Origin of the sequence: Paraburkholderia sp. RL17-347-BIC-D (genome assembly GCF_046027915.1) — a bacterium.
Taxonomy (GTDB): Bacteria; Pseudomonadota; Gammaproteobacteria; order Burkholderiales; family Burkholderiaceae; genus Paraburkholderia.
The window spans coordinates 34123-46926 of sequence record NZ_JARESS010000004.1; the positions used below are offsets into that span (position 1 = coordinate 34123).

Annotated in this window: 13 protein-coding genes and 1 tRNA gene; 12 read left to right on the top strand and 2 right to left on the bottom strand. The window is 63.5% G+C overall.

What is annotated here, in order from left to right; translation table 11 throughout:
* Positions 1-879, bottom strand: coding sequence for a 16S rRNA (cytidine(1402)-2'-O)-methyltransferase (gene rsmI, locus P0D96_RS07445; RefSeq protein WP_132376338.1), 879 nt, complete (start codon positions 877-879; stop codon positions 1-3).
* A 79-nt stretch (positions 880-958) separates the two neighbouring features.
* On the opposite strand from rsmI, the gene P0D96_RS07450 reads away from it, so the two are divergent.
* The 5 genes from P0D96_RS07450 (at position 959) to P0D96_RS07470 (ending at position 3504) form a co-directional block, all read left to right on the top strand.
* A complete protein-coding gene (locus P0D96_RS07450) occupies positions 959-1381 on the top strand; it encodes a YraN family protein (RefSeq protein ID WP_408180410.1) in 423 nt (140 codons plus the stop codon).
* 215 nt (positions 1382-1596) lie between these two features.
* Positions 1597-2184, top strand: a complete 588-nt coding sequence (locus tag P0D96_RS07455) for a phosphoheptose isomerase (RefSeq protein WP_408180411.1) — start codon at positions 1597-1599, stop codon at positions 2182-2184.
* A 26-nt stretch (positions 2185-2210) separates the two neighbouring features.
* Positions 2211-3005: a BON domain-containing protein gene (locus tag P0D96_RS07460; protein ID WP_408180412.1), complete on the top strand. Its 795-nt coding sequence runs from the start codon at positions 2211-2213 to the stop codon at positions 3003-3005.
* Positions 3002-3352 carry a c-type cytochrome gene (locus P0D96_RS07465; RefSeq protein WP_243658229.1) on the top strand — a complete coding sequence of 117 codons (351 nt, stop codon included), beginning with the start codon at positions 3002-3004 and terminating at the stop codon, positions 3350-3352. The genes P0D96_RS07460 and P0D96_RS07465 overlap by 4 nt, the downstream gene beginning before the upstream one ends.
* Before the next feature lie 77 nt (positions 3353-3429).
* Positions 3430-3504 (top strand) — tRNA-Ala (locus P0D96_RS07470).
* Between the two features lie 153 nt (positions 3505-3657).
* On the opposite strand, the gene P0D96_RS07475 is transcribed toward P0D96_RS07470, so the two are convergent.
* Entirely contained in the window at positions 3658-5391 is a 1734-nt protein-coding gene (locus P0D96_RS07475) for a methyl-accepting chemotaxis protein (RefSeq protein WP_408312733.1), read from the bottom strand.
* Between the two features lie 410 nt (positions 5392-5801).
* Here P0D96_RS07475 and P0D96_RS07480 point away from each other — a divergent pair, with 410 nt between their 5' ends.
* From P0D96_RS07480 to P0D96_RS07510, 7 genes are all read left to right on the top strand, one after another.
* On the top strand, positions 5802-6374 hold the full coding sequence (locus P0D96_RS07480) for a TetR/AcrR family transcriptional regulator (protein ID WP_132376305.1): 573 nt from the start codon (positions 5802-5804) through the stop codon (positions 6372-6374).
* A 57-nt stretch (positions 6375-6431) separates the two neighbouring features.
* Positions 6432-7307, top strand: coding sequence for an SDR family NAD(P)-dependent oxidoreductase (locus tag P0D96_RS07485; protein WP_408312736.1), 876 nt, complete (start codon positions 6432-6434; stop codon positions 7305-7307).
* Positions 7308-7362: 55 nt separating this feature from the next.
* A complete protein-coding gene (locus P0D96_RS07490) occupies positions 7363-7620 on the top strand; it encodes an SDR family NAD(P)-dependent oxidoreductase (RefSeq protein WP_408312739.1) in 258 nt (85 codons plus the stop codon).
* A complete protein-coding gene (locus tag P0D96_RS07495) occupies positions 7617-8318 on the top strand; it encodes an NAD-dependent epimerase/dehydratase family protein (RefSeq protein WP_408180432.1) in 702 nt (233 codons plus the stop codon). Before P0D96_RS07490 ends, P0D96_RS07495 begins: the two co-directional genes overlap by 4 nt.
* A gap of 166 nt (positions 8319-8484) precedes the next feature.
* Positions 8485-10017 carry a sensor domain-containing diguanylate cyclase gene (locus tag P0D96_RS07500; RefSeq protein WP_408312742.1) on the top strand — a complete coding sequence of 511 codons (1533 nt, stop codon included), beginning with the start codon at positions 8485-8487 and terminating at the stop codon, positions 10015-10017.
* A gap of 88 nt (positions 10018-10105) precedes the next feature.
* Positions 10106-10720: a DUF2239 family protein gene (locus P0D96_RS07505; protein WP_408312745.1), complete on the top strand. Its 615-nt coding sequence runs from the start codon at positions 10106-10108 to the stop codon at positions 10718-10720.
* Between the two features lie 421 nt (positions 10721-11141).
* Positions 11142-12707 (top strand): methyl-accepting chemotaxis protein, encoded by a 1566-nt coding sequence (locus tag P0D96_RS07510; protein ID WP_408312747.1) that lies wholly within the window; start codon positions 11142-11144, stop codon positions 12705-12707.
* Positions 12708-12804 lie beyond the last annotated feature (97 nt).

Genomic DNA, 12804 nt, shown 5'->3' on the forward strand with positions numbered 1-12804 from the left:
TTACTCTTCGTCTTTCTTCAACGCCAAGGCGCGCGTGTACAGCGCGTTGCGCGACGCTCCGGTGATGGCTGCCGCCACTTTGGCCGCGCTGCTCACCGTCAACTCCTCCAGCAGAATGCCCAGCAGCGCGTCGTGATCGTGTTCGCCGGCGGCTTCCGGCTGCGCGCCTTCCACCACCAGCACGAATTCGCCGCGTTGCCGGTTCGGATCGGCGGCGAGCCACGTTGGCCCTTCGGCCAGGGTGCCGCGGTGCAGCGCTTCATGTAACTTCGTCAATTCCCGTGCGATGAGCAGCTTGCGCTCGCCGCCGAATGCGTCGGCCAGTGCCTGCACCGTTTCGACGATCCGGTGCGGCGCTTCGTAGAACACCATCGCGTGAGGATGGGTCGCGAGCGGCTGTAGCGTCGCGGCGCGGGCTTTTGCTTTCGGCGGCAGGAAGCCGAGGAACGAGAACGTTGCGACCCAGTCGCCGGCAGCGCTCAACGCGGTCGCGAGCGCGCTTGCGCCGGGTAGGGGAATAACTGGAAAGCCGGCTTCACGGACCGCGTCGACGAGTTTCGCGCCGGGGTCCGAGATGCCCGGCGTACCCGCGTCGGACACATAGGCCACGCGTTCGCCCGCTTGCAGATGCTCGATCAGGCGCAGCGCCGCGGCCCGTTCATTGTGCTGATGCACGGCGACGAGCGGCTTCGAGATGCCGTAGCGCGCGAGCAGCTGACCGGTGTTGCGGGTGTCTTCGGCGGCGATACGGTCCACCAGTCCGAGCACGTGCAACGCGCGCAGCGTGACGTCGGCGATGTTGCCGATCGGCGTGGCCACTACATACAGCGCGGAGGTGGGGTACTGCTGCCCTTGCGCGAGTTCGGAGAGAGGAGTCATGAGGCAGAAGACGCAAACAGACGAAACGAGGCCGCCATTGTGCCACGCAGTGTCACGCGGCCCGCGCGGCGCGCCGGCCATGAGCGCGACGGCGCCGATCGGTGCCTTCGCCACGTCGCACAACTTTTCGGGACGCGCCGGGTCCAAACTCGTCGGTGCGGCTTTCGAGGCGCGTGCGCAGGAATTTTTGCAGCGCCAGCGTTTGCGGTTCGTCGCGCGCAATGTGTCGTGCCGCGGCGGCGAGATCGATCTGGTGATGCGCGAGCGTGACGGCGCGCTCGTGTTCGTCGAAGTCCGCGCGCGTGCGCAACGCCGATATGGTGGCGCTGCGGCGAGTATCGGGTGGCAGAAGAAGCAGCGCATCGTACGCGCCGCGCAGCATTTTCTGGTGACCCGTGTCTCGCACTTGCGGGATCAACCCGCGTGCCGGTTCGACGTGATTGCGTTCGAAGCCGGCCGGCTCGTGTGGTTGCGCGATGCGTTCCGTGCCGACGAAGTCTGACGCCATGCGCGGAGAACGCGCGTGAGTGCGATAAACTTGCGCTCGCGTGCAGGCCACGGGGCAGCGTCGACAACGCAGGAAGCAGCGCAATAAGCGATGGTTTGCGCGCTTGCATCGCGTTGCTGGCCAGGTTCATCGGAGCGGCACGACTTCACATACGACTTCACAACACGACCGCGCAGTGCGGTCCATTCGCGGTAGAAGATAGAGACTCGATGTCAGTCGAACGCATTCAACAACACTTCCGCGACAGCGCGGCAGTCAAACTCGAAGCCCTCGAAACCCTGTCGATGCCGATCGCCGCCGCGATCGACACGATGTTCGCCGCGCTGGCCAACGGCAATCGCATTCTCTCGTGTGGCAACGGCGGCTCGGCGGCCGACGCGCAACACTTCGCCGCCGAGCTAATCGGCCGCTTCGAACGTGAGCGGCCGGGCTTGCCCGCGATCGCGCTGACCACCGACACGTCGGTGTTGACCGCCATCGCCAACGACTATTCGTTCGAGCAGATTTTCTCGAAGCAGGTCTGGGCACTCGGCCAGCCGGGCGACGTACTGCTGGCGATCACCACGTCCGGCAATTCCGCCAACGTGCTCGCCGCGATCGAGGCCGCGCACGAGCGCGAAATGATCGTGGTCGCGCTGACCGGCAAGGGCGGCGGACGCATGCAGGAAGTATTGAGCGATACCGATATCCATGTGTGCGTGCCGTCGGATCGCACCGCGCGTATTCAGGAAGTGCATTTGCTGACCATCCATTGTCTGTGCGACGGCATCGATGCCATGTTGCTGGGCGAAGACTGAGACTGATTCCGAAGGAGAGCTAGTTGATGAGCGTATTCCGCGTCAAGAAGACACTGGTGAGAACCGTGCTGGTGGTTGGGTTCGCGGCGGGGCTGTCCGCAACGTTGCAGGGTTGCTTTCTCGCCGTTGCCGGCGCGGCGGGCGGCAGCGCGCTGGTGGCGACAGACCGGCGCACGCTCGGCGCGCAGACCGAGGATCGCGAGTTGCAGGTGAAGGCGCTCTCGCAGATCAGCCAGAACTTGCCCGACAACGCGCACGTCAACGTGGCCGTGTTCAACCGCCGCGTGCTGCTGACGGGAGAAGTGGCGGGGGACGTGTCGAAGCAACGCGCGGAGACCATCGTGCGTGGCTTGAACAACGTCAGCACGATCGTCAACGAACTGACGATCATGCCGGCCAGCTCGTTCTCGTCGCGCACCAATGACACTTACCTCGAGACGCGTGTGAAGACCGCGCTGATCGCCGAGAAGAACATTTCGGCGAACAACTTCAAGGTGGTGGCCGAGCGTGGCTCGGTGTATCTGATGGGCCTCGTCACCATGGACGAAGGCAATCGCGGCGCCGACGTCGCGAGCCGTGTGCCGGGCGTGGTGCAGGTGGTGAAGGTGTTCCAGTACATCCAGCCGGCGGAAGCCGCGGCGGCAGCCGCCGCAGCGGGGACGGCGCCCGTGGCGGCTTCGCAACCGGACGCGAACGCGGCGACCGTCGGCGCGATTCCTGATTCGTCGGTGAGTTCGCGGCCGCTCGAACAGCAGGCCCCCGCGCCGGTCACTAATTCGAACGCCGTGCATCCAGGTAATCCGAAAGCGACGTCGCCATGATGCGCGGTGTTGCCGTTGCAGTCAGCGCTGTGATGCTTGGCGCGCTGGCGGGAGTTGTCGCGCCGGCCGCGCGTGCCGCCGATGCGCCGAGTGGTCAACGGGTCGCCAACGCGAATGCCTGCATGGGATGTCACGCGGTGGATCGCAAACTCGTCGGGCCGTCGTTTCAGCAGATCGCCTCGAAGTACAAGGGCGATGCGCAAGCGTCGGCGAAATTGTCACGCAAGGTGAAGGACGGCGGCTCCGGCGTGTGGGGCATGATTCCGATGCCCGCGCATCAATCGATGAGCGATGCGGATATTCGTACGGTGGTGGATTGGGTGCTTGCGGGTGCGCCATCTAAGTGATGGTTTTTTGTCGGGTTGCCAGGGGATTGGAGGCTTGGCAAAACGGAAAATGCTTGTGCTAGAATTGTTTGGACGTCGGGGGGGTAGCTCAGCTGGGAGAGCGTCGCGTTCGCAATGCGAAGGTCGGGAGTTCGATCCTCCTCCTCCCACCAAGTTTTTCTTTAGAAACAACGCACCTGCTACACGCCGGTTTTCGCGCTTCTGGCCCAGGCTTTTCACTTAAGCCGCTTGGCTCCCCGAGCCAAGCCATGTCCTGCGAGAGCGCCACCCGCAAACAACCACGGCGCTCAAGCAGAAATACACGTTCAAAACTTATCCCACCCATCATCCGCACCTACCGCCGCCGTCGCCAACACGGCAACCGGCGTCGCAACCGGCGCAGCTGTCGCACGCACAACCCGCCGCACAGGCGCACCAGCCACCTCCCGTCGCACCGTCCTCTCACGCAAAGGCGCAACAGAAACAAAGCCCGCCCCACCACCCACAATCTGAAAAAACGCCACAGCCTCATTCAACTGCTGCCCCTGATCTTCCATCGACCGCGAAGCCGCCGCCGCTTCTTCCACCAAAGCGGCATTCTGTTGTGTGACGTTATCCATCTGCGTGATCGCAAGATTGACCTGCTCAATGCCACGGCTTTGTTCACTCGATGCCGCCGCGATCTCCGACATGATGTCCGTCACCCGCGCCACCGCCTGGGTGACTTCGGCCATCGTCTTGCCCGCTTCGCCGGCGAGCGCCGAGCCGTCGCGGATCTTGTCCACGGAGGTGGCAATCAGATCCTTGATCTCCTTCGCCGCGCTCGATGAGCGCTGCGCCAGGCTTCTGACTTCGCTCGCGACGACCGCGAAACCGCGGCCCTGTTCACCGGCGCGCGCGGCTTCGACGGCCGCGTTGAGCGCGAGAATGTTCGTCTGAAACGCAATGCCTTCGATGATGCCCGTGATATCCGCGATCTTGGTCGAGCTGTCGCTGATATCGTGCATCGTGTTCACCACTTGGCCGACTACCTCGCTGCCTTTCTGCGCAACCGACGAAGCATTCGCGGCCAGCATGCTGCCTTGCTGTGCATTGTCGGCGTTTTGCTTCACCGTCGAGGTGAGTTCCTCCATGCTCGACGCCGTTTCCTGCAGGGAGGCTGCCTGCTGTTCGGTGCGCTGGCTCAGATCCATATTGCCCGCAGCAATCTCGCGCGCTGCGCCGGCGATGCTCGTGCTGCTGTCGCGCACGCGTCCGACGATGGTCGTCAGCCGCTCGTTCATTTCGCGCAATGCGCCCAGCAGCTTGCTGGTCTCATCGTTACCGTCGACGGTGATGCGCGTGCGCAGATCGCCTTCCGATACGGTGCGCGCGACGTCGATCGCCTGGCGCAGCGGTCCGGTCACCGCGCGCGTGATCAGCACGCATGCGCCGATCGCTAGCGCCACCGCGATCAGGCTGATCGCGATCAGCAGATTGCGCTGGTTCTCGTAATGCGCCGCGTACTCGTTGATCATCTGTTCCTGGCGCGTATGCGTGTAGTCGGCATACGCGTTGGTCGCGCGAATTAGCGCGGCGAGCAACGGCCGGCATTGATCGTCCATCTTGACGATCGCTTCGTCGCGTTTATTGGTCAGCGCGAGATTGACGATGTCGGTGGCGACCGGTCCATACGACGCCTCGACCCGGTTGATCTCGGCGACGAGACTGCGCGCTTTTTCCGACGTGTCGGTAGCGGTCGCGATCATGGCATTGAGCTTCTTCAGATCGGTCTGCACATCTTCGTGCGCGCGCAGCACATCGGCTTTCTCTATGTCGAGATCCTGAGGTTTGGTCACGAGCACGAGGTTACGCGCGGCGATTGCCCGGCGATCGACCGCGGTTCGCACCTGCACCGCCATGTCCGCGCGTGCGTTGATGCCGTGCACGAAGCTGGAAAATCCATCGGTCGAGTCGCTGAGCGCTTTCAGGGAGAGCCCGGAAACCGCGACGACGATAAGAGACAGCATGCCAAAACCGGCAATGAGTTTTGCTTTGATGGTGAGGTGCTTCAGTGTCACGATTTTTTTCTCCAATAACGAAACGTGGATCCGTTCGCAATGGACTCTCAGGTCCGGGTATGGGAGCGTCTAGATCGCCGCCGCGTACCGCGGCGGGTTTGCGCGGTCTATCCCTTCGGTGTCTCACGTCGATGCATCAGTGAAAGCGCATCGCCGTGAGACACAAAATGGGTATCCCATCTACCGGATATCGGTTCGCATACTCGAGTACTGAAGGCGGATCGGGTATATCTCTAAAAGGCTTGCACACGATGACCGAGGAAAATGGATTTCGTGCCAAATGAATATATTTAGGCGTGTGATGAAAGCATCCCGTTGAGCAAGATGTCGAAAACCGCTTGAACGATTTGCCGTTCGTGTATATGATTGAGCAATCACTCATTTATTGATTGCAGCAAAACCGAATCCGCATGGCCCGTCCCAAGAGCGAAGACAAACGTAACGCCATCCTTGCTGCTGCAGCCGAGGTCATCGCCGAGCAAGGGCTGGGTGCGCCCACGTCGCGCATCGCCAAAGTGGCGGGTGTGGCGGAAGGCACGCTGTTCACGTACTTCGACAACAAAGACGACCTGCTGAACGTCCTGTATCTCGACATCAAGGCCGAACTGCGCGAAGTGATGGTGGCCGGTTATCCGAAGCACGCCACCGTGCGCGAGCGGGCGCAACACGTGTGGAACAAGTTCGTCGACTGGGGTGTCGCGCAACCGAACAAGCGCCGCGCCGTGGCGCAACTGGCCGTGTCGGAGCGCTTGACCGACCACACGCGGGCGAAGGGCATGCAGTCGTTCGCCGACATCAACGACATGATTCAGGCAAGCGTGGCGAGCGGCGCGTTGCGGGATCATCCGCCGGCTTTTCTGTCGGCGATCATGGGCGCTTTGGCGGAAACGACCATGGACTTCATCGCTCGGGAACCGGCTGAGGCCGAGCGTTATCGCCGCGCTGGCTTCGACGCGTTCTGGAACGCGATCGCCCGTCACTAAGTTTTTTTGTCGTATTAATGAGTGATTACTTGCTCAATTAACTTCAAGGAGTGCAATATGGCTAAGGTCTGGTTGGTCACCGGTAGCGCCCGTGGACTTGGGCGCGAGATTGTCGAGGCAGCTTTGCAGGCAGGCGAACAGGTTGTCGCGACCGCGCGTGACCCGCGTCAGTTGGCTGATCTGTCGGCGCGTTATGGCGAGCGGGTCCGCGCGGTCGCGCTCGACGTCACGGATCCGCAGGCGGCGCGCCAAGCCGTGCAAGCCGCCGTCGACGCGTTCGGCCGGCTGGACGTGGTGGTCAACAATGCGGGCTTCGGTCACCTGGTTCCGTTCGAGCAAAGCTCCGAGGACGACTTCCGCGCGCAGATCGACACCAACTTCTATGGCGTCGTCAACGTGACGCGCGCGGCCTTGCCGGTGCTGCGACAGCAGCGCGCCGGGCACATCATCCAGATTTCGTCGGTGGGCGGGCGCGTGGGGATTGCCGGCTTGAGCGCCTATCAGGCTGCCAAGTGGGCCGTGGGCGGCTTCACTGAAGTGATTCGCCAGGAACTCGCGCCGTTCGGCGTTCACGTCACCGCGCTCGAACCGGGCGGCATGAAAACGGAATGGGGCAACGAGGCGGCTGGCGCCACGCCGGAATTGTGGCCGGATTACGTGCCGTCGGTGGGTGCCGTCATCGATATGCTGTCTCAGTACATCGGCCACGAAGCCAGCGATCCGGCGAAGGTCGCGCAAGTGGTGCTCAAGCTGGCTTATCACGATGCTTTGCCGGCGCATCTTTTGTTGGGCACCGACGCCTTGCACTACTGTGGAGAAGGCGAGAAGGCACGCGCGGCCGACGCGCAAGCGTGGCGTGCCGTCAGCGAGTCGACGGATTTCTCCGCGCCGTCGCCGCTGCCGGCATTCCCGGCCGCATCGGCGAAAGCTTGAGCGCCGAGCCGAGCCTGGCAAGCAGGTCAAGGGCCGAAACCGACCGAAGGCAACCATGAGAACCATGAACATGGCGAACTGGACCTCCGCGGACATTCCGCCTCGGAGCGGCCGCCTCGCGGTGATCACCGGCGCGACCGGAGGGCTGGGTTTCGAGACGGCGCTTGTGCTGGCCGGCGCGGGCGCGGACGTCGTGCTCACCGGACGCAAGGAGCAGAAAGCGCAAACCGCGGTCGCCGCCCGTTTGTGGGCGATTTCCGAAGCACTGACTAACGCGCGCTGGCCCAGCGCGACCATGGAGCATGCATCATGAAGGTTCTCATTTTTGGCGCGACCGGCATGGTCGGGCAGGGCGTGTTGCGCGAGTGTTTGCGCGCGCCGGACGTCGAAGTGGTCCAGACAGTCGGCCGCACTCGCACCGGCCAGCTCGATCCACGGCTCATCGAAGTGGTTCAGCCGGACCTGATGGACTATCGCGCGGCGGAAGCATCGCTCAAGGGTTTCGACGCATGTTTCTTCTGCCTTGGCGTGTCGTCGGTGGGAATGCAGGAGGCGGAGTATGCGCGCCTCACCTATGACCTCACGTTGGCGGCGGCGCAGACGCTCGCCCGTCTCAATCCGCAGATGACCTTCGTCTACGTGTCCGGTGCAAGCACCGACGGCACGGAGCAAGGCCGCAGCATGTGGGCGCGCGTCAAGGGCAAGACCGAGAACGCGTTGCAGCGGCTGCCGTTCAAGGGCGTCTACCTGTTCCGTCCGGGCGTGATTCAACCGCTGAACGGCGCGCGCTCCAAGACCCGCTCGTACCAACTGTTCTACACGCTGGCCCGGCCATTCCTGTCGACGCTGCGTGCGCTTTTCCCCAACCAGATTCTGAGCACCGAAGACATCGGTCTCGCCATGCTGGCGGTCGCCCGTCACGGCGCCGACAAGGCGGTGCTCGAGACCGCCGACATCCGCGCGTTGAGCCGGTCGGCATCCGGGCCGATGCTCGATCTCCATACCGGCTGAGCACGGGCGAGCAGCGTCAAGCTCGCCCGACCCGGCAAAAACCGGTCTTTTCGATGATTCGGCGCGGCACATCGTCTGGTACGCTACCGGTTCACGGTACGCGCCGGTCCGGACGCGGCCCTCTTCTTCACGCGCGTAGGTCAGCGCATGTTCGAAAGAAACGCCCATGGTGACGCGCCGACCGAACATCGTGATTGCTATCAGTATCGTGCTGGCCAGTGCGATTCTTGCGATCGCCGTGTGGGTGCTGGCGCAGATGCGCGACGACGCTTTGCGGCGCGCCCAGGACTCGGTCTTCAACGTGTCGCTGCTGGTCGAGCGCGACGTGTCGCGCAATCTGGAGATTTACGATCTCTCGCTGCGCGCGGTGATCGACGGCCTGAAACAGCCCGGCGTGCTGGACCTGAAGCCGGCCATCCGCCAGATGGTGTTGTTCGACGGCTCGGCGAGCGCCAAAGACATGGGCTCGATCCTCGTGACCGACGAGACCGGCAACGTCAAGTTCGACTCGCAAGCCTCTCCGCCGCGCCACGTCAATCTCGCCGACCGCGACTACTTCAAGGTGCAGCGAGACTCGCCCAATGTCGGCCTGTACATCAGCCATCCGTTCATGCCGAAGATCAGCGGCAAGGAAGTCAGCATCGCGCTGAGCCGGCGCATTACGCGACCGGACGGCAGTTTCGGCGGTGTGGTGGCCGGCACCATGCGCCTCACCTATTTCCGCAGCCTGTTCGCCGGCATGAATCTCGGCGCCGGCGGCTCGATGGCGCTGATGCTGAGCGACGGCACGATGCTGATGCGGCGTCCTTACGACCCGAAAATCATCGGTATCAATCTGACCGGCACCGCCAATTACTCGCGTTTCACCCAGCAGCCGAGCGGGGACTTCTTCGGTACGGCGGCGATCGACGGCGTCGAGCGCTGGTATGCGTTCCGCCATATCGACATGTATCCGCTGATCCTCGACGTCGCGCTATCCACGCACGATATCTACGTGGAGTGGCGGCGGCGCGCGTGGATCATCGGTTCGCTGATCGCCGCGCTCGACGTGACGATCATCGCGCTAGCGGTGCTGTTCTCGCATCAGTTGCGGCATCGCCGCGCGGCCGAAGAAGAGTTGCGCGTGCTGGCGCGCACCGACGGGCTGACCGGCCTGAACAATCGCCGCACTTTCGAGGAACACGCGGAAGAAGAATGGCGCCGCGCGCAGCGCAACGCGTGGCCGCTGTCGATGCTGCTGATCGACGTCGACAGTTTCAAGGGTTTCAACGACCTGTACGGCCATTCCGCGGGCGACGACGCGCTCACCGGCGTGGCCCGCTGCATCGCGCAGAGCGTGCGGCGTCCGGGCGACACGGCGGCGCGCTACGGCGGCGAAGAGTTCGCCGTGCTGCTGCCGGACACCGACGAAACCGGCGCTAGCTTCATCGCCGAGAAGATTCGCACCGCGGTTCAGGCGCTCCAGCTTCGCCACGTGGCGAGTTCGCATCATGTGCTGACGGTCAGCATCGGCATCGCCACCACGCGAGGCCAGGCATTCGCAACTAGCCGCGCCCTCCTGAATGCCGCCGACGACGCCCTATACGAAGCCAAGGATGCGGGCCGCAATCGCGTGCTGTGCTATCGCACCGTGACGCACGCGTCGCACGGCGGCGCCGCCACGATGGCGCCCGGAACCGAAGCGCGGAACTCTGTCTGAGAGATGTCGCATAAATCTACCCGGGTAATATGTTGCATTTGAATTTAACCCGGATATAATTCGGCAAATTCTTTTCTTGGAGTTTGTCATGACCGCCCGTTCCCAAACCTGCACCGCGTTCGAAGGCCATCGCCGCATCGCGTCAGGCGCTTTGCCCGACGTAGCGCTCGCGGTAAGAGCAGTGCTCGCGCGCGGCGAACAGGCACCGGTGCTGGTCTTCGACGACATCACCAGCCGGCCGGTCGAATTCGATCTGCGCGGCACGCCCGAGGAGATCGTCGCGCGACTCGCAAGCCAGAATGACGAAGCCGAAACCGCTCACGCCGCCGTCGACGCAGCGGAGGACGCTCCGCGTGGTCGTGGCCGGCCCAAGCTCGGCGTGGTGGCGAGAGAAGTCACGTTGTTGCCGCGTCATTGGGATTGGCTGAACGGGCAGTCGGGCGGCGCTTCGGTCGCGCTACGCAAACTGGTCGATGCGGCGCGCGCTGCCGGCGAGGACAAGGACCGCCGGCGCGCGGCGCAGGAAGCCGTGTATCGCTTCATGACCGCGCTGGCGGGCAATCTGCCGCGCTATGAAGATGCCACCCGCGCGCTGTACGCGGACGATCGCCCGCGTTTCGAAGAGATCGTCGCGACATGGCCGGACGACGTGCGCGACTACACCTTGCAACTCGCAGACGTCGCTTTCGCAACGCACGTGTAAAGCAGGCGCATCGCAGCATCTTCGCGAGCGCAAACAACGGATCGCACGGACGAAAAAAAACCGCTCACACCGGGGAAGCGTGAGCGGGAAAGTCGGAGAGTTACAACAACATCGCGTGCGTTTACTCATGGGGTCAACGCAGCAGAAACAAGTCTAAGAGGTTGCCTCGCCCCTATACATCAGACGAATCCCAAACATATCGCCAATACGCCGCGCGCAATGGCTTCTCGCGACCCGGCCTCGTGCGCTAAGCATTGCTTACAACATCCTGTCCCGGTTATTCCTGACATTTCCCTTATCAAGTCTCGGTGATGGCCGCCGTAAATGAGGTGGGAGTGCCGCCACGTATCCGATGATCGCGAAGGTTTCGCGACGGCGTGGCGGCGCCGACGTCCCGTCGTGACTCATGAAGGATGGTGAAATGAAGTGGTTCGACCGCATGCCCGTGTTCAGGAAACTGCTGCTGGCGTTTGCCGTGGTGATTGGTTTTTGCGTCGTGATCGGCGCGACGTCGCTGAGTACGCTGTCGGCGATGCACGGCATTACCGACGCGATCGGCGATAAACACATGGACGGCTTGTACTGGATGGAAGAGGCGAACCGGCACAAGATCGATTCCGATCTGGCCGCCGCGAATCTCGGCTATGCCGCCGACGACGCCGGCCGTCAAAAGTTGAAGAACAACATAGTCGGCTCACTCAAGGAGATGCACGCCGCCTACGACCAGTATCGCGCGACGATCGAGACGAGCCAGGGCCAGGAAATATTCGACGACGTGCTGCGCAAGTCGGCGGTGTGGGAAGGCATCGTGCATCAGCAGATCGGTCTCGAACCGATTCCGGCAGGTGTCGATAACAACGAACTCGTGCGTCGCGCGATTGCGGCGAGCGAGGCGCTGCGCGATCGCATCACGGCGCTGATCGACTATCGCCGCCAACAAGCCAACGACGCGCAACTGGAAGCGTCCACCGGCTATCAGCACATGCGCATCGTCATGAGCGCACTGGTGCTGGGTGCGATCGTCGCGGGTATGCTGCTCGCCACCGTGATCGCGCGTCGTCTGTCCGGGCAGCTCGGCGGCGAACCGGATTACGCGATGCAGATCGCCAACCGCATCGCTGGCGGCGACCTCAGCGTGCGCGTCGAAACCCGCGCGGGTGACTCTCACAGCTTGCTGTTCGCGCTGCGCAACATGCGCGAGCGGCTGGCGGGCATCGTGTCGGGCATCAGCGAATCGAGCGAATCGATCCTGATGGCGTCGGGCGAAATCGCGCAAGGCAATACCGATCTGTCGCAACGCACGGAAGAGCAAGCCGCCGCGTTGCAGGAAACCGCGTCGAGCATGCAGGAACTGACGTCGACGGTGAAGATGAACGCCGAGAACGCGCAGCAGGCGGGCGGCGTGGCGCACGGCGCGTCGGAAGTCGCGGCGCGCGGCAGCCATCTCGTCGGCGATGTGGTCGAAACGATGCGTGAGCTGGCGGCGGGCTCGAAGCGCATGACGGACATCATCGCGGTGATCGAAGGGATCGCGTTCCAGACCAACATCCTCGCGCTGAACGCGGCGGTCGAAGCGGCGCGCGCCGGCGAACAAGGTCGCGGCTTCGCGGTGGTGGCAGGCGAAGTGCGCTCGCTCGCGCAGCGCAGCGCAGTGTCGGCGAAGGAGATCAAGGAGCTGATCGAAAGCTCGACGGCACGCGTAGGCAGCGGCGCTGAACTCGCCGAGCGGGCCGGGCAGACGATGGCCGAAGTCACCCACGCGGTGAAACGCGTGACCGACATCATGGGCGAGATTTCGTCGGCGTCGCAGGAACAAAGCACCGGCATCGAAGAAGTCAATCGCGCGGTCGCGCAGATGGACGACGTGACCCAGCAGAACGCGGCGTTGGTCGAGCAGGCGGCTGCCGCGGCGGCGTCGATGGCGGATCAGGCGAGGCAGTTGCAGGCGGCTGTGACGGTGTTTTCGCTGGAAGCGCAGCACGGCTGAGCGCCGCGCATTTCCCCGAGCTTGCCAGGCCCAATGGCACTCCGTACACTCGCGCCTAATTCCTGGGCGGCGCCTTTGTGCTGGCGCCGCGCCACCA